Origin of the sequence: Humidesulfovibrio sp. (genome assembly GCF_030689645.1) — a bacterium.
Lineage (GTDB): Bacteria > Desulfobacterota > Desulfovibrionia > Desulfovibrionales > Desulfovibrionaceae > Humidesulfovibrio.
On record NZ_JAUYFU010000063.1, the window covers coordinates 1 to 16,230 of the forward strand.

General features: G+C 66.4%; 13 protein-coding genes. 10 read left to right on the plus strand and 3 right to left on the minus strand.

What is annotated here, in order from left to right; genetic code table 11:
• Nucleotides 1-533 precede the first annotated feature (533 nt).
• Genes Q8O35_RS09360 through Q8O35_RS09370 form a run of 3 tightly spaced genes read right to left on the minus strand, consistent with a single transcriptional unit; the run spans nt 534 to nt 3,351 of the window.
• On the minus strand, nt 534-1,205 hold the full coding sequence (locus Q8O35_RS09360; protein WP_305572559.1) for a lactate utilization protein: 672 nt from the start codon (nt 1,203-1,205) through the stop codon (nt 534-536).
• Nucleotides 1,202-2,602 (minus strand): lactate utilization protein B, encoded by a 1,401-nt coding sequence (locus Q8O35_RS09365; protein WP_305572561.1) that lies wholly within the window; start codon nt 2,600-2,602, stop codon nt 1,202-1,204. The genes Q8O35_RS09360 and Q8O35_RS09365 overlap by 4 nt, the downstream gene beginning before the upstream one ends.
• Nucleotides 2,599-3,351 (minus strand): (Fe-S)-binding protein, encoded by a 753-nt coding sequence (locus Q8O35_RS09370; RefSeq protein WP_305572563.1) that lies wholly within the window; start codon nt 3,349-3,351, stop codon nt 2,599-2,601. Before Q8O35_RS09370 ends, Q8O35_RS09365 begins: the two co-directional genes overlap by 4 nt.
• A 180-nt stretch (nt 3,352-3,531) precedes the next feature.
• On the opposite strand from Q8O35_RS09370, the gene Q8O35_RS09375 reads away from it, so the two are divergent.
• The 10 genes from Q8O35_RS09375 (at nt 3,532) to Q8O35_RS09420 (ending at nt 16,230) form a co-directional block, all read left to right on the plus strand.
• Nucleotides 3,532-4,935: a lipid II flippase MurJ gene (locus Q8O35_RS09375; protein ID WP_305572565.1), complete on the plus strand. Its 1,404-nt coding sequence runs from the start codon at nt 3,532-3,534 to the stop codon at nt 4,933-4,935.
• Nucleotides 4,932-5,768 carry a bifunctional 2-polyprenyl-6-hydroxyphenol methylase/3-demethylubiquinol 3-O-methyltransferase UbiG gene (locus tag Q8O35_RS09380; RefSeq protein WP_305572567.1) on the plus strand — a complete coding sequence of 279 codons (837 nt, stop codon included), beginning with the start codon at nt 4,932-4,934 and terminating at the stop codon, nt 5,766-5,768. Before Q8O35_RS09375 ends, Q8O35_RS09380 begins: the two co-directional genes overlap by 4 nt.
• A 21-nt stretch (nt 5,769-5,789) precedes the next feature.
• Nucleotides 5,790-7,721 carry an asparagine synthase (glutamine-hydrolyzing) gene (gene asnB / locus Q8O35_RS09385; protein ID WP_305572569.1) on the plus strand — a complete coding sequence of 644 codons (1,932 nt, stop codon included), beginning with the start codon at nt 5,790-5,792 and terminating at the stop codon, nt 7,719-7,721.
• On the plus strand, nt 7,709-8,830 hold the full coding sequence (locus Q8O35_RS09390; protein ID WP_305572571.1) for a glycosyltransferase: 1,122 nt from the start codon (nt 7,709-7,711) through the stop codon (nt 8,828-8,830). Before asnB ends, Q8O35_RS09390 begins: the two co-directional genes overlap by 13 nt.
• 271 nt (nt 8,831-9,101) lie before the next feature.
• Nucleotides 9,102-10,532, plus strand: a complete 1,431-nt coding sequence (locus tag Q8O35_RS09395; RefSeq protein WP_305572573.1) for a sigma-54 dependent transcriptional regulator — start codon at nt 9,102-9,104, stop codon at nt 10,530-10,532.
• 162 nt (nt 10,533-10,694) lie between these two features.
• Entirely contained in the window at nt 10,695-11,060 is a 366-nt protein-coding gene (locus Q8O35_RS09400) for a response regulator (RefSeq protein WP_305572575.1), read from the plus strand.
• A gap of 23 nt (nt 11,061-11,083) precedes the next feature.
• Nucleotides 11,084-14,497 (plus strand): PAS domain S-box protein, encoded by a 3,414-nt coding sequence (locus Q8O35_RS09405; RefSeq protein ID WP_305572577.1) that lies wholly within the window; start codon nt 11,084-11,086, stop codon nt 14,495-14,497.
• Complete coding sequence (locus tag Q8O35_RS09410; protein WP_305572579.1) at nt 14,494-14,895, plus strand: response regulator; 402 nt, start codon at nt 14,494-14,496, stop codon at nt 14,893-14,895. The genes Q8O35_RS09405 and Q8O35_RS09410 overlap by 4 nt, the downstream gene beginning before the upstream one ends.
• A gap of 6 nt (nt 14,896-14,901) precedes the next feature.
• Complete coding sequence (locus Q8O35_RS09415) at nt 14,902-15,381, plus strand: rubredoxin-like domain-containing protein (protein WP_305572581.1); 480 nt, start codon at nt 14,902-14,904, stop codon at nt 15,379-15,381.
• Between the two features lie 33 nt (nt 15,382-15,414).
• Nucleotides 15,415-16,230 carry a hypothetical protein gene (locus tag Q8O35_RS09420; protein WP_305572583.1) on the plus strand — a complete coding sequence of 272 codons (816 nt, stop codon included), beginning with the start codon at nt 15,415-15,417 and terminating at the stop codon, nt 16,228-16,230.

Sequence of the window (16,230 nt, forward strand, 5' to 3'; positions counted from 1 at the left end):
CCCTGGCTGGCGCCCGCCTCGCCCGCGACCGCGCAGGCGAAGCCATCACCGGGGTCATGATCCCCGAAGCGCTGGATTACCCGCTGTAAGAACAACGAGAAAAATATGCTTCGCAGACCGGGGGGAATGATTCCCCCCGGACCCCCTCAGGGCAAGTGAAAGGGCCGGTTCCGAGCAGACGCTCGGAACCGGCCCGTTAACTTGCGGAGGTGTCGGGGAGGGGGGCGTTTCCCGCAGCATCACCACCGCAATTCGTGAAACGTGGCAAAGAGCCTCTTCTCCCGCCCCTCTCCAACACTCACAAAACGGGCTTTTCCCCTCAATCAGCCCGGCGCGGCTTTGCGGCGCGCAGCGCCGCGAAGCCGCGCCGGAGATTGACGGGGAGTGCGCAAAGCCTCCCACGCCAGCCCTATCCGCGCCCATCGGCAACGCCCTCGACGGGCGTCCCGCCCGGCGAGCCTGCGGAGTCCAGAGGGCGCATGCCCTCTGGCGGGGGTCTAGGGGCAGCGCCCCCAGCCAAATATCTCCTGCCGCTACACGTCCCAGTCCAGGCCGATGACGTCCAGCGTTCCCGGCCCATGCACGCCGCGCACGAGCACCAGCTCGATATCTGCAGTGCTGCTGGGCCCGGTGATGAGGTTCAGACAGGCGGGCAGCGCGCCAGCGGGCAAGCGGTGCCGGTTCAGGAGCGCTGGCAGGTGCGAGACATCGGGCAAGAGCGCGTTTCTGGGCACCAGCACCACCGAGGCCGGGGGCAGCAGGGACGCGCTGCGATGCTGTCCAGGCGCGGCCACCACGGCCAGGCTCCCGGATTCCAGCAGTGCGGCATGGGCCAGGACGAAGCCCAGGTCCGCACGGGCGAGATTCTGGCAGCAGCCCGGCTCCAGGCGCTCCAGGGAGCTTAAGGCCGCGTCGAATCCGCCGGGCAGGTTCAGGGCGTTAAGGGCGGCATCCCAGCGGGTGTAGGTCGCGGCCTGACGCTCGCGGGCGATGTCGGCCACGTGGACTGCGGCTTCGGCAGGGGTGCGAGCCAGACGCAGGCGCACTTCCAGGGGCCCGAGGACCCCAGCCAGAAGCTCCCAGGCGTCGGGGCCGACGGAGATGGACGCGGGACGCGCGGGCGGTGCATCCGCAAAAAACGGCGCTGCAGCCAAGCCCTTGCGAAGGGTGTCGAGGATGGCGGCGCGGGACTGCGTGGCGCTCATTGCTTCTGCTCCCTCTTCGTCTTGCGGCGACGTGCCGCGAAGGGCTTTTTGAGTTCCGGCGGGCGACGCGAATCAACAAACTCCGAGAGACCGGGCATTCCGGGCAGGCGCGGCAGCAGGTGCAGGTTCGGGTCCAGTGTGCGGGCGACCCCAACGGCCAGACGATATGCCAGAGGGTGCCGGGCAAGCAGGGAGTGCGCGCTCGACACGGGGTTGGCGCGGCCATTGGCCACGCGCTGGCGCAAGGCCAGCATAAGCTTGGGGTGGTTGATGCCCAGCGGGCAGGTGCGGGCGCAGGCCCCGCACAGGGTGCAGCCGAAAGGCAGGTCGCGGGTCAGGTCCTGCGGCAAAAGAAGCGACGACAACAGCGTGCCGATGGGGCCGGAGTAGACCGAGCCGTAGGCGTGGCCGCCGATGGTCTGGTACACCGGGCAGGAGTTGAGGCAGGCCCCGCAACGGAAGCAGGCCAAGGCCTCGCGCAGCACCGGGTCGGCCAGCACCTCGGAGCGTCCGTTGTCCAGGATCACCAGGTGCATTTCGCGCGCGCCGTCGGTCTCGCCCTCTTTGCGCGGCCCGGTAAGGACCGACACGTAGGAAGACATCTTCTGGCCTGTGGCGCTTCTGGGCAGCACGCGCAGGATGTCCGCCGCGTCCTGCATGGTGGCGGCCACCTTTTCCAGGCTCATGAGGGCCACATGCACGGGCGGGCAGGTGGTGGACATGCGGATGTTGCCCTCGTTCTCCACCAGGATGACGCTGCCGGTCTCGGCCACAGCCATGTTGGCCCCGGTGATGCCCATGTCGGCGCAGAGAAATTTCTCGCGCAGGGCCTCGCGGGCCAGGAGCGTCAGCTCCGGGATGCTCTGGCCGTGCAGGTTCAGCTTTTCGGCGAAGAGCTCGGCCACCTCTGCGCGGGACTTGTGGATTGCGGGCGCGATGATGTGTGAGGGCGGCTCTCCGGCCAGCTGCACGATGAACTCGCCCAGGTCAGTCTCCCAGACATCGGCCCCGGCGGCCTCCAGGGCGGGATTGAGTTCGATCTCTTCCGTGACCATGCTCTTGCCCTTGACGATGACACGCACGTTTGCGGCCTTGGCGATGCCTGTGATGATGGCTCGCGCCTCGGCGGCGTCTGCGGCCCAGTGGACCTTGACGCCTGCGGCTGTGGCGTTGCGCTCCAGCTCCTCCAGCAGGTCCGGCAGACGCGAAAGGGCGTTCAGGCGCGCGCTCCTGGCGCGGGCGAAATGTTCGTCACGGCCCGCAAAGGCCTCCAGGGCCGCGCCGCGCTTGCCCATGAAGTAGCGCGTGGCGTGGTCCAGAACGGCGCGCAGGTTGCTGTCGCGGCAGGCGCTGGCGCTCTGCTGGCGAAAGTGGCGCGTGGTCAGTTCCATCATCATTTCCTTCTCCAGGCCGGGGTCTCTTTCTTGAGGCTGGCCGCCAGCACCTGGGCCACGTGCAGGGCCGGAATTCCTTTGCCCAGGCGGGCCAGGTGCCCGCTGATGTTCATGAGGCAGCTGGGCTCGGCGCTGACCAGGATCTCCGGCTCCAGCACCATGATCTCCCGGCATTTGTCTTCCACCAGGGCCTGGGACACCGCAGAGAACTGGAGGCTGAAGATGCCGCCAAAACCGCAGCAGCGGTCATCGCGGTCGGCCTCAAGAAGCGTCAGACCGCGCACGGAGGAGAGCAGCCTGCGCGGGGCGTCGACCCCGCCTGACTGTCCCGGCGGCATCTGGCACGAACCATGGTAGCAGGCCCGCACCTGGAGCTGGGCGTTCAGCGTGTCCGCGCCGGGAAGCCCAGCCACGAACTCACAGAATTCAAAGGTGCGCGCGGCCAGGTCCACGGCTCTTTGGTGGTCAGGCGTGCCCGGCGCGAAAAGCTCCGGGTAGGTGCGCACCATTTTCACGCAGGAACCGGACGGGCAGACCACCGGGCCGGGCGCGGCGAAAATTTCAAGATAGCGCAAGGCAAGCAGGCGGGCGTTTTTCGCGTCGCCGGTTTTGTAGGCGAGCTGTCCGCAGCAGGTCTGGCCCGCAGGATGCCGGGCCTCGACTCCAAGGCTCTCCAGCACCTCCACCACGGCTTCGGCGGCTTCGGGCTGGCAGTCCTCCACAAGGCAGGGGATGAACAGGTGTGCGTGCATCGGCAGGGCTTACTCCCACAGTCCCCGGCTGGCAAGAGCCCGGCTTTCGGAAGCCAGCAGTGCCCCCTTTCGTTGAACTCTGGCCGGAATTCCCGTACGCATGCCCATGGCCTTCCGGAGACTCACCCCCAATACGCGCGGCGGGCAGAACGCCCGGCGCAACCTTGCGGCCAGCGCATCATGAACGGCGAACAGCTTTCCATGCTGATGCGCAAGCTGCGCGAGGAATGCTCCTCCCGCCTGGCCCGCGACTCCTTCCTGGTGCTGCTGTTCAACGGCCTGGCCCGTGGCATCGGCATGGGCAAGGAGATGCTGATCGCCGCGCTCTTTGGCCTGGGCGGGCAGCTCGACGCCTACGTGCTGGCCCTGCTGGCGCCTGCGTTCCTGGCCAACCTGCTTGGCGCAAATTTTTCCTCGGCCCTCATCCCGGCCCTTGGCAGGGTGTCGGCTAGAAACACCTCCGGCGCGCTTGCCGCATCTAACGCCGCCGGGAGCTTCCTGGTGCGCGCCCTGACGGCCCAGGCTCTGCTGGTCGCCCTGGCCGCCCTGGCCCTGGCCCTGCTCCCGGCCAGCGCCATGGTCGTGCTATCGCCCGACGCAACGCCGGAACGCTTGGTCCTGACGAAAGCACTGCTGACCGGGCTTTTGCCTCTGTTTATCCTCAGCAGCCTGAACCACGTGCTGGGCTCCCTGGTGAACTACCGCGGCGACTTCAAGGGCCCGGCCCTGGCCGCGACCACAGGGGCTTTGACGATCCTCTTGGGCATCTTCCTGCTGCACGGTGGACTGGGCATCCATGCCCTGGTGGCGGGCTTGAACCTGGGAGCAGCCGTTGAATTCGGCCTCCTGATCCGGCTCATGGGCCGGGCCTGGGGCGGCGTTTTTGACGGCTGGCTGAACGCGTTGCGCGACTGGCGCAGCAAGCCTTCATCAGAAGAAAACCCCCTGCCCGCCCTGCTTCGCGGCTGGGGCCTGCTGGCTCTGGGCGCAAGCCTGTTCGGCCTGACGCCTTTCATCAACAACGCCATCGCCTCCACCCTTGGCGAGGGCTCTGTGGCTGCCCTGAGCTATGCAGCCAAGCTGCCCGCAGGCTTCTCGGCCCTGCTTGGCCTCACACTATCCACGGTGCTTTTGCCGCATTTTACGGACATGGCTCACAACGCCCCGCGCGAGGCGCTGCTGGCGTCCTGCCAGGGCATGGTCAAGCGGCTGGCGCTGGTGTCCGCGCCCTTGGCCTTGGCCGGAATTCTGGCCTCGCCGCTTCTAGTGGAGCTATTGTTCCAGCGCGGGCGCTTCGACGCCCAGGCAGCCCAGACCGTGAGCGCTGGCCAGGTCTGGTTCTTCGCGCAGCTCCCGTTCTTTCTGTTGAGCATAGGGGCTGCCCGCATGCTTCAGGCCCTGTCGCAGTTCCGCTTCCTGCTGCTGCTTCAGGCCGTGCTGCTGGCGGCCAGCGGCCTCATGAGCTTTGGTCTGAGCCGCGTCATGGGCGTGACGGGCATTGCAGCATCATCGGCGCTGATGCACGCGCTCTTTGCCGGCGCGGCGCTTTGGGCCGTGTGGCGGCATTGCCGGAGGCCCGCATGACCGGCCCCATGAACCGCAAACCCGGCGACAAGGCTGGGACCGACTACTGGCAGTCCGTGTGGCTGCGCGAGGCCCCGGACCCGGTGGACCTGGACGATACGCGCCTGATGAATCACATGAACCTGCTGCTGGGCGCGTTTTTCGAACGGCACCTGCCCATGGCCGGGCCGGAACAGGTGCTGCTTGAAGCGGGCTGCGGCGGCTCGGCCTGGCTGCCAGTCTTTGCCGCGCGCTTCGGCTACCGGGTGCGCGGGCTGGACTACTCCGAGATGGGCTGCGCCCTTGCCCAGGCCGTGTTGCGCAAGGCCGGCGCGGTGGGAGAGATCATGCAGGCCGACCTGTTCGACCTGCCCAAACCCCTGGAAGGTGCTGCGGACGTGGTGTTCAGCCAGGGCCTGGCGGAGCATTTCAACCCCACGCGCGGCGTAATTGAGCGGCTGGCCTGGCTGGCCCGGCCCGGCGGGCTGGTGATCACTCTGGTTCCGAACATGCGCGGCCTCACGGGCCTGGCCCAGCGGCTGCTGGACAGGCGCATTTACGCGCTGCACACGCCCCTTTGGCCCAAGGATCTGGCCCAGGCGCACCGCGACAGCGGCCTGCTCCCCCAGGCCTGGGGGCATCTGGGCGCATTGAATCTGGGAGTGGTGAACCCCGCGCGCTGGGAGAGGCGTCCGCTGGCGCGCAAATTCCTGGGCGCGGCACTGGCGATTCCGTCCATGGCCGCGTGGATCCTGGAGCGCCTGCTGGGAGAAGAGCGGCGCGCCCGGCTGGCCAACGACCTCACCTCCCCCATCGTGTACTGCGTTGCCCGAAAGCCCGGGCGCGGCCAATAACCATCAGGGGGCAGACCAAAAGTGTGCGGCATCTGCGGAATTTACACGCCGGGCAATCCGGCGGCCCTTGCGCCCCTTGCGGCCATGAACGCAACCCTGATCCATCGCGGCCCGGATGACGCGGGCCTGTGGACCGATGCGGACGCTGGCGTGGGCCTGGGCCACCGCCGCCTGTCCATTCTGGACCTCTCGCCCCTGGGACGTCAGCCCATGTGCTCGGCCTCCGGGCGCTATATGCTGTGCTTCAACGGCGAGGTGTACAACTTCGCGCGGCTGCGCGAGGAGCTGGCGCCCCTGGGCCACGGCTTCCGGGGCGGGTCAGACACCGAAGTCATGCTGGCGGCCATAGAGCAGTGGGGTCTGCCGGATGCGGTGCGGCGCTTCAACGGCATGTTCGCCTTCGCCCTGTGGGATTGCCGGGAGCGCAGCCTCAGCCTTGTGCGCGACCGCCTGGGCGTAAAGCCCCTGTACTTGGGCCGCATTCCGGGCGGCATCGTGTTCGGTTCGGAGCTGAAGGCCCTGCGCGAGCACCCAGGCTTTGACGCCTCGCTCCACCGCGACGCCCTGGCGCTGTATTTCCGGCACAACTACATTCCGGCTCCGCACAGCATCTACGCCCAGGCGCAAAAGATCCTGCCCGGCGAAATCGTGACCATCGGCCCCGGGGGCGAGGCGCGCACCCGCTACTGGGATGCGGAGCAGATCTGGCGGCAGGGTTTTCTCGACCCCTTCGCCGGGACCGAGGACGAGGCGGCTGACGAGCTTGAGCGTCTGCTCACCGACGCGGTCTCCCTGCGAATGCTGGCGGACGTGCCCCTGGGCGCATTCCTGTCCGGCGGCCTCGACTCCAGCCTGGTGACAGCGCTGATGCAGCGGCAGAGCGCACGACCCGTGCGCAGCTTCTCCATCGGGTTCGAGGAGGCGGCCTTCAACGAGGCTCCCCATGCCCGCGAAGTGGCCCGGCACCTGGGCTGCGAGCACACGGAGCTCACGGTCACCGCCCGCGACCTCCTGTACCATGTGCCTGAAATCCCGCGCATTTGGGACGAGCCCTTTGCCGATTCCTCGCAGATTCCCACGGCGCTGCTGTGCCGCCTGACGCGCGGGCATGTCACAGTGGCCCTTTCCGGCGACGGCGGCGACGAGCTGTTCTCCGGCTATGAGCGCTATCCCTGGACCCTGCGGGCGCATGGACTGCTGTCCGCCATTCCCGGTCCGCTGCGCCGGGCGGCTCTTGGCGCGGCGCGGATGCTGCCGTCCGGCTTCTGGAACCTGCTGGGACCGCGCGGCCACAAGTTCCGCTGGCGGCTCGACGCCTTGGGCGTCAGCGGCTTCGAAGCCCTGTACCGGCATTTCGTCTCGCACCTCAAGGACCCTGCGCAGCTGGTGCTGGGCGCACAGGAGCCGGACTACCCGGGCCGTTCGCCCCTGGCTCTGGGCGACACCCCGGAGGCACGTCGCGCCTGGATGAGCTTGACGGACCTGCTGGGCTACCTGCCCGATGACATCCTGACCAAGGTTGACCGGGCCAGCATGGCCGTGGCCCTGGAAGCCCGCACGCCGCTTTTGGACTACCGCGTGGCCGAGCTCGCGGCGCGCCTGCCCATGCGCTTCAAGGCGACGGGCCGCATGGACCGCGGGCAAGGCAAGCATCTGCTGCGCCGTGTGCTCTACCGGCACGTGCCGCAGACCTTGGTGGACCGCCCCAAGATGGGCTTCGGCGTGCCCCTGGCCGCCTGGCTGCGCGGGCCGCTGCGGGCCTGGGCCGGAGATCTGCTTTCGCCCGCGCTCCTGCGCCGCCAGGGCTGGCTGGACCCAGTGCTCGCGGAGCGCATCTGGCGCGAGTTTCTGGCCGGGGAGGACAACCGGAGCCACAGCCTTTGGGACATGCTCATGTTCCAGGCCTGGCTGGCGGCCAACGGCCCAGGCGGCGGCGGCTCATGCGCATCCTGATGTCCATCCCCAGCCTGGAGCCTGGCGGGGCCGAACGCCAGTTCGCGGCCCTGGCCTGCGGCCTGGCGCAACGCGGGCACGAGGTGCTGGCCGTGGCTCTCGGCCAGGGCGGGCCGCTGGCGGCGGAGCTTGGCCAGGCGCGGCTCATCACCCTGGGCAAGCACTCACGCCTGGACAACCTGCGCGTGTTGCTGGCCCTGGCTGGAATACTCCGGCGCGAGGCTCCGCAGGTCCACTACTCCTTCCTGCCCACCTGCTGCGTGCTGGGCTCGCTGCTTCGGCCTTTTTATCCACAGACGCGCTTGGTCATGGGCATCCGCGCGGCGGACGCCTCGGGCCAGGGACGCGCCGGGCGGCTGCTTCTGGGCCTGGAGGCCAGGCTTTCACGCCAGGCGGACTTGGTCATCGCCAATTCCGAAGCTGGTCGGCGGCTGTGCCTTGAGCGCGGCTTTCCTGCGGGGCTGCTGCGCGTGGTGGACAACGGCACCGACACCGCGCGCTTTCACCCGGACCGAAGCCTTGGAGCGGTCCTGCGCTCGGAATGGGGCGTGGGAAAAGACGAGCAACTCATCGGGCTTGTCGCCCGGCTGGACCCGCTCAAGGATCACCCAACATTCCTGGCGGCGGCGGCCCTGCTTGCGGCACGAAGCCCTAGCGTCCGTTTCGTCTGCGTCGGCGGCGGACCGGCGAGCTACGCACAGAGCCTGCGGGAAAGGGCTGCGGCTTTGGGGCTGGGCTCGCGGCTCATCTGGGCCGGGGAGAGGACAGACATGCCGGGCGTATACAACGCCCTGGATATTCTCTGCCTGTCGTCGTCAAACGAGGGCTTTCCCAACGTGCTTGGGGAGGCCATGAGCTGCGGCGTGCCCTGCGTGGCCACCGATGCGGGCGACGCGGGACGCGTGCTGGGCGGCACGGGGCTTGTGGTTGCTCCCGGCCATGCGGCGGCCTTGGCCGCGGGAATGGAGACGCTTCTGGCGCGGTTGACGCAGGAAGGCGCGCGCCTGGGCGCGTTGTGCCGGGGCCGTGTGGAAGCGGAGTTTTCTCTGCCGCGTCTGATGGCGGCAACAGAGGATATTCTTGCAGGAGAAATAGTGAAGGGACTGTAGCCCTCTCATCAGGCAAAAAAAGAGCCGGGCAGGCCCCCCACCTGCCCGGCAGACACGTCGGTCCAACCGACGCGGCCACCGGGAACGTTGCCGCCCGGCGCACGGCGTCTCTTAAACAATATCCATGCCACACCATTCACTACATTTAATTCCAAACAGTTACCGCAGGTTATCACATTCCCCCTCGCAAGCTCTGGTAAAAAATACGGCTTCGTAGTATGGGTTTCCCAGAATTGTTCCGCTATTTCCAGAAATCGACAAAGGGGAAGGCATGGCCAAGATCCTTGTGGTGGATGACGACGAGCTGTTTCGTGAGCTTCTCTGCACCTCTGTGGAGCGGCACGGACATACGGCTCTTGCCGCTGGAACCCTGGCCCAGGCTCGCCGAACCCTGGCACGCCAGAACGTTGACGTAATCTACCTGGACGTGCGCCTGCCCGACGGCTCGGGAGCCCAAGCCCTTGAGGAACTGCGCGCCGTTAAGGATCCGCCCGAGGTGATCATCATCACCGGCCAGGGCGACCCGGACGGCGCGGAGCTGGCCCTGCGCTGCGGGGCCTGGGATTACATAGAGAAGCCGACCTCCGTTGACCGCATGACCCTGCCCATGCTGCGCGCCTTATCCTATCGCGCGGAGAAGCGGCGGCAACGCATACCCGCCCTGCCGGAGTCCTCCGGCATCGTGGGCAAGAGCCCGCGACTCGCCGCCACCCTGGCTCAGGCCGGCATGGCGGCGGCCAGCGGCGTGGACGTGTTCATCACCGGCGAAACGGGCACGGGCAAGGAGATCTTCGCCCGGGCCATCCACGCCAGCGGCAGCCGCGCCCAGGGGCCTTTCGTCGTGGTGGACTGCACCACGCTGCCCGGCACCCTCGCTGAATCCGTGCTCTTCGGCCACGAGCGCGGCTCCTTTACCGGGGCCGACCGCAAACAGTCCGGACTCATCGAGCAGGCCGACGGAGGCACCCTGTTTCTGGACGAGGTGGGCGAGCTGCCGCTGCCCATCCAGGCCAAGTTCCTGCGCGTGCTGCAAGAGCGCAGCTACCGCCCCGTGGGCGGAGGGCAGGTCCGCACCAGCGACTTCCGACTCGTGGCCGCCACCAACCGTGATCTGGGGGCAATGTCCATTCGCGGGGAATTCCGCCAAGACCTGCTGTACCGCCTTGGTGCCTTTTGCCTGGATCTGCCCCCCCTGCGCGAGCGCGACGGCGACATCCAAACCCTTCTTGAGTGGCGCCTGACGCTGAACGCCACGCAAGCGGGCCGCCCCGGCCCAACCCCCAGCCCGGAGTATCTGGAACTGCTCTTGTCGCACGACTGGCCCGGAAATGTACGCGAGTTTCTGCAAACCGTGGACATGAGCCTGGTTTCCGCCCGGGGCGAGGCGATGCTGCTGCCACAGCATCTGCCTCTGGAACTCCGGGTGCGGCTCATGCGCGGCCGGGTGTCCTCTCGCAGTTTTGCGCAGGCGCATCCCGTCCCTGAGAGTCGACTCGCTGTGCTGGGTCCTTGGCGAGAGCATCGAACGCGCCTGCTGGACAAGGCCGAGTTCGAGTACTTCTCGTCGCTATTAGCCAGCACAGGCGGCGATGTGGGCCTTGCCGCAGAGCTGTCTGGACTCAAAACGGCGCGTCTGTATGAGCTGCTTGGCAAGCATGGCCTGATAAAGACGCGGCGCCCGATGGCTGGGATTCCGGAATAACTGGAACAGAGGCCTTCAATGCTTGGCACCAGGTGGCGGCCATAGGCCACAGGCGCGGGCCTGGGCGGCTTGGCAGGAGTTGGAACGGATCTTGATTATCAATACGCGCTGCGTAGCGATAGGCATTTGGCAATGCCTGTTCGCCAGCGGGAGGGTAAATGCATGGCCAAGATCCTGATAGCTGAAGACGACCCCATCTCTCAGCGCTTTGTCGCCACCATCGTAGAGCGCATGGGCCACTGCGCCCTGGTAAGCCCCAATGGCCGCCACGCCTGGGAAGCCATGTGCGCCGAAAACCGTTTCGACCTCCTCATCACCGACATCATGATGCCTGGGATGGACGGCACAACGCTCATCCGCACCCTGCGCGCCGATCCCCGCTTTCAAACCCTGCCCATTGTGGTTATGTCCGCGTTCATCGGCGTCAGCGAGATTTCCGGGTTGCTCGGCATCGGGGCCAGCTGGTTCATGCCCAAGCCGGTGGAGCGCAGCGTGCTTGAAGATTACGTGAAGCGGGCCCTGGGCTAGCGCAGGCGCGAGTGGAGCGGCGCATGCCACGGCTTTCGAGCACACCATCGGGCCAGTTCCGCCCCCCGTCGTTATCCCGACTTTTGGCGTGCGGCATTCTCTGCGCGTCTCTGCTGGCTGCGGCTCTGGCGGCCTCTGGCTCCGCCCTGGCAGGGCAGCCCTTGCCGAACCAGCCGACCAAGGCCGAAGCCAGTCAGCCGGGAGCAGAACTACCGGAACTGCTGGCCGCCGTGCCTACAAATCTGCCTCCGCTTTATTTCATCGGCCCGGATGGGGCGGCAACGGGGTTCGCGCCGGAAGCCTTGCGCCAGGTGGCGGCCAAAGCGGGCTACCGCGTGCGCTTCATCCTCACCGAAACGCTGGACGAAGCCATGACCATGGTGGAGCAGGGAGAGGCCCATCTTTTGCCAGGCCTCAGCATCAGCCCCACTCGCTCCGATCGTTTCGCCTTCAGCCGCACCCTTGAAACCCAGCCTGTTCATATTTTTTTCAGGACGAACAGTCCCCGGCGCGAGGATATGGCCTCACTGAGCGGCTTACGGGTCGCCGTACTTAGCGAAAGCACCACCTTGGAGCACCTGAGTACGGAGACGAACCTTCTGCCCCAACCCTACCCTTCCCTTCCGCAAGCACTGTTCGGCCTCATTTCCGGGGATGCCGACGCCTTGGTGTGCCTGACTCCGCTGGTTGAACATGCGGCGCAATCAGCCGGGCTGGAAAACCGCATTGGCCGCAGCAAGAACCCTGTCTTCGAGGTGCGCCGAGCCCTGGCCGTGAACCTCCAGCAGCCCGACATTCTGGAACGGCTGAACAAGGCCCTGGATGAGTTTCACGGCAGCGGGGACTACCACACCTTGTATCATAAATGGCGCGCCGAACCAGATCCGCCCCTGCTTCCAGCGCGCGCGCGGTGGATTGTGGCCGGGCTGCTGCTGACCGTGGGCGGCGGGATGCTCATCTGGCGATACGCCTCGCTTTGGCGCATGAATCAGAAGCTTCTTTCCGCACTCTCCGAACGCGACCAGGCTCTGGCCGCCCTGCGCCTTACCCAGGACCGCATGGAAACGCTCTTCACCCTGACCCACATGGGCGGCCAGGACACCAGCGGTCTGGTGGCATTCGCCCTGGATGAGGGCGTGCGCCTGACCGGCAGCGAGATGGGCTTTCTGTTTTTCGTGGAGGGCGAGAACGTGGACCTGGACAAGATCCAGTGGTCCGTGAGCGCCAAGCCAATGCCCGGGGTCTGGAAGAATCGCGTTTACCCCCTCTCCCAGGCAGGGCTCTGGAGTGAATGCATCCACACCAAGACGCCCACGCTGGTCAACGACTATGAAGGCAGCCATGCCAGACAAGGCCTGCCAGAGGGCCATGCGCCCATCCGGCGCTTCATGGCCGTGCCACTGGTTGAGGGCGAAGACGTGGTGGCGGTCTTCGGCGTTGCGAACAAGGCTACGCTCTATGATGAAAACGACACTCTCCAGTTGCAGCTCTTTTTGGTGGGATTGTGGCGAGTGCTCCAGGCCCGCCGCGATGCGGAATCCATACGCAATGCCCGCGACTATGCCGAGAGCCTCATTGAGGGCGCCAACGCCATGCTTGTCGGGCTCGACACGGCAGGACGCGTTACCCTGTTCAACGCCGCAGCCGAAGGCATAACCGGCTTCACGCGGGCCGAGGTGCTTGGGCGAGAGTGGAACGCCGTCATGTTGCCGCGCCACCTGGCCGAGGCCAATACCGCCCAGTACCGGGATTTCATGGCCGGGCGCACCTCCCTGCCGCGCCAGCACAACAGCGTATTGCGCACCAAGGATGGTCGCCTGCGCCACGTTTCCTGGCAAAACAGCCTGCTGAAAGCAGGCGACACTGTCACTGGCATCATCGCCTTTGGCATTGACACCACGGACCAGAAAGAAACAGAGGCGGAGCTGCGGCGACTGCACCGTGCCATCGAGCAGGCCGCCGAGGGCGTGCTCATCGCAGACGAGTCCGGCACCATCCTCTACGCCAACCCGGCCTTTGAGCGCATGACCGGCCTGGAATCGGCTGTTGCGCCCCTCAAAGGCAAAAGCGTTTTCGCCCTCGACGTTTCCGTGCTGGATCATCACAGCTCTGCGCTTCAAAGTACCGGAGGCGAGGGGACCTGGCGCGGCACCTGCACCTTTGCCCGGTCCGGCGGAAACGCGGCGGAAGTGGAGTTCGCCGTGTCATCCATCCGCAGCCAGGCTGATCGGCTGGTGAGCTACGTGGCCGTTTGCCGCGACGTCACCGAGAAACGCCTGCTTGAACACCAGCTATGGCAGGCCCAAAAAATGGAAGCCCTTGGCACCCTTGCCGGCGGCGTAGCCCATGACTTCAACAACCTGCTGGCGTCCATCATGGGCTTCACGGAGCTTGCCCTGGACGACCTGCCGACGGAATCGCGCTCCCGCGCCTGCCTGGACAGGGTTCTGGGAGCCAGCATGCGCGCCCGGGAGCTGGTGCGCCAGATCTTGTCCTTCAGCCGCCGCAGCGAGCACAAGCTGCGCCATTTGCGCGCCGACGCCGCTGTGGGCGAGGCCCTGCAACTGCTAGAGGCCTCCCTGTCCAAAAGCATCGAAATCAAGGCGGTGCTCGGCTCGCAGGCCACCATCCTGGCCGATCCCTCGCAAATTCATCAAATAGTCATGAACCTGTGCACCAATGCAGCCCAGGCCATGCAGGACACAGGCGGAAGGCTCATGGTGACGTCCAGCGCCGGGCCGTTGCCTGCGGAAGTTGCCGCCAGACGCCGCCTCACTTCGGGCGAGTATCTGACGCTTCAGGTGGAGGACCAGGGGCCAGGCATCGCGCCAGATGTGCTGGGCCGCATTTTTGATCCGTTCTTCACCACCAAGGGCCCGGGCGAGGGCACGGGCCTTGGGTTGGCGGTGGTCCATGGCATAGTGACCAGCATGGGCGGGGCCGTGTGGGCCGAGAGCGAACCAGGCCAGGGAGCACGCTTCCTGGTGGTGCTGCCCACCCAGGCCAGCGGCGAAGAGACACCACGCGAAGCAAGACCCGGCAACCTGCGCGGCATGGAGCGCATCATGGTGGTGGACGATGAACCCGATCTCTTGGAGTTCTACAGCAAGGCGCTGACCACCCTTGGCTACCAGGTGACCACGCAAAGCGACTCTCAGGCCGCCTTGAATGATTTGCTCCGCATTCCCCACGCCTTCGATCTGCTGGTCACCGACCTGAACATGCCCCGAATCACCGGAATGCAGCTGGCCGAGGGCCTGCGCCCGGTGCGCCCAGACTTGCCCATTGTACTCATCACAGGCTTCAGCAGATTCGTCCCCCCGGACCGCCTTGAATCCCTTGGTGCGGTTCGGCTTCTGCCAAAGCCCTTTTCCACTGGCGAACTGGCCCAGGCCGTGCGACAGGCCCTGGCCAATATCGCAGGGGGGGAACAATGACCCAACGCATTCTAGTGGTTGACGACGACGGCGACGTGCGCGAATTGGTATGCCGCATGCTTGAGCAGGACGGCTACGAGGCCGTGCCCGCCGACGGGGGCAGGCAGGCCTTGGAGCGGCTCAACCTTTTGGCTCCGGATCTGGTCATCACCGACGTGGTGATGCCGGACATGGACGGGTTTGAAGTGCTGCTTAAGCTGCGTTTGCTTGCGCCGGAAACAGAGGCGCTGGTCATGTCCGGCGGCGGGCGCGTGGCCCCCGAGATATATCTCGAAACCGCGCGTCGCCTGGGCGCACGCGCCGTTCTGCGCAAGCCGTTCACCAGGGCGGAGATGCTCGAAGCCGTGCATCAGATCCTTGGGCCCCGCGCGATAATCCACCCCCCCATGCAGGAGTAACACATCATGCCCCCCGAAACAGAACCGCTGGCCCAGGCCTTCGTGCTCCAGTCGCTGGCCGCCGCAAAGAACCGCGTGCGCGCGCAAAAAGCCGCGCTGGACAACACCCCAGGGCAGTCCTTGTTCCTGGCCCTGGCCCAGGCCCAGGAGGTGCAGGCCAAAAAGGCTCTGCTGCTTCTGCGCGGGCGCATAGGAACCACGGCAGAAAATCTGGCCGAAGCCTTACAGGAAACGCGTGAGATAGCAGTGGAAACCCTGCAGTGGACAGTGCAGGCCCAGGCCGAGGGCGACCGCGCTGCCGGAGCCCTGCTGGTACAGATGGCCCGGGCCCTGAACAGCCACCTTTCCCTGCGCGAGACCAATGACGCGGGCGAAGGAGCGTACCAAGTCTGCACCATTTGCGGCTACATCCATACAGACGAGACCGCCGGCCGCTGTCCCGTGTGCCAGGCCTTGCCGGAAAAGTTCACCAAAGTGCGGGCCTAGCCCGGAAACAGCAGCGGAAAAGGCGAAGACCGGATGCTGGCAGAAGCCCTGCTCTACGCGCGAGCCCGCATTGGCGGGCAACAGAATCCCCACGGGCACCTCACGGAACTCGTGGGAATCTGGGCGCGGCACCGGCGTCAGCGCCGCGCCTGGGCCGAGCACCTGACACGCGCGCGGGTGCTCTGCCTCAAAGCCGCAGAGGCCTGCAACTCCCGGCGCACCGCCCTGGTGCTGGGCGCTGGCCTGTTGCTCGATGTGCCCCTGGAGCAGCTTTCGGCCCTGTTCCGGCAAGTGGTTCTGGCGGACCTGGCCTTTCTTCCCGCCACGGTGCGTTTGGCACGGGCATTGGGCAACGTTGAGCTGGTTCACACAGACCTCTCCGGCTGCCTGGACGCCCTGCCGAACGCCGATGCCCTTGCCGCCGCTCAGGCCCCCGGGCCAGACCTCACCCTGGGTCTGCCCGCGCTGGATTACGTTTACTCAGCCAACCTGCTTTCGCAGTTGCCGCTATATGTCCTGACCGCCCTGCGCAATGTCATCCCAGATCAACAGAATGGCAACACGCACAAGGCTTTTGCAGCGTCGCTGGTGCGCGCACATCTGGCTTCGCTGGCGGCGCTGCCCTGCCCGGCTTGCCTGGTGGCCGACACGCTAGAGCGCGGCTACCGGGCCGGCCAGCTTGAGTACGAGGCCGACCTGCTCTACGGCGTGCGCCTGGATTTGCCTGCGGAGACCTGGGCCTGGCGTCTGGCGCCTCGGGGCGAGATCCACCCCGACATGGATGTGGAACGGCTGGTGATTGGTGCGCCAGATGTCCGCGCAATGCTTAGTCCGCTCCCCGGAGGCTGA

Excerpts from the sequence above, each read along its gene's own strand:
- Q8O35_RS09360 (WP_305572559.1), bottom strand. The coding sequence starts at position 1,205 with ATGAGCGCCACGCAGTCCCGCGCCGCCATCCTCGACACCCTTCGCAAG.
- Q8O35_RS09365 (WP_305572561.1), bottom strand. The coding sequence starts at position 2,602 with ATGATGATGGAACTGACCACGCGCCACTTTCGCCAGCAGAGCGCCAGC.
- Q8O35_RS09370 (WP_305572563.1), bottom strand. The coding sequence starts at position 3,351 with ATGCACGCACACCTGTTCATCCCCTGCCTTGTGGAGGACTGCCAGCCC.
- Q8O35_RS09375 (WP_305572565.1), top strand. The coding sequence starts at position 3,532 with ATGAACGGCGAACAGCTTTCCATGCTGATGCGCAAGCTGCGCGAGGAA.
- Q8O35_RS09380 (WP_305572567.1), top strand. The coding sequence starts at position 4,932 with ATGACCGGCCCCATGAACCGCAAACCCGGCGACAAGGCTGGGACCGAC.
- Q8O35_RS09390 (WP_305572571.1), top strand. The coding sequence starts at position 7,709 with ATGCGCATCCTGATGTCCATCCCCAGCCTGGAGCCTGGCGGGGCCGAA.
- Q8O35_RS09395 (WP_305572573.1), top strand. The coding sequence starts at position 9,102 with ATGGCCAAGATCCTTGTGGTGGATGACGACGAGCTGTTTCGTGAGCTT.
- Q8O35_RS09400 (WP_305572575.1), top strand. The coding sequence starts at position 10,695 with ATGGCCAAGATCCTGATAGCTGAAGACGACCCCATCTCTCAGCGCTTT.
- Q8O35_RS09405 (WP_305572577.1), top strand. The coding sequence starts at position 11,084 with ATGCCACGGCTTTCGAGCACACCATCGGGCCAGTTCCGCCCCCCGTCG.
- Q8O35_RS09410 (WP_305572579.1), top strand. The coding sequence starts at position 14,494 with ATGACCCAACGCATTCTAGTGGTTGACGACGACGGCGACGTGCGCGAA.
- Q8O35_RS09415 (WP_305572581.1), top strand. The coding sequence starts at position 14,902 with ATGCCCCCCGAAACAGAACCGCTGGCCCAGGCCTTCGTGCTCCAGTCG.
- Q8O35_RS09420 (WP_305572583.1), top strand. The coding sequence starts at position 15,415 with ATGCTGGCAGAAGCCCTGCTCTACGCGCGAGCCCGCATTGGCGGGCAA.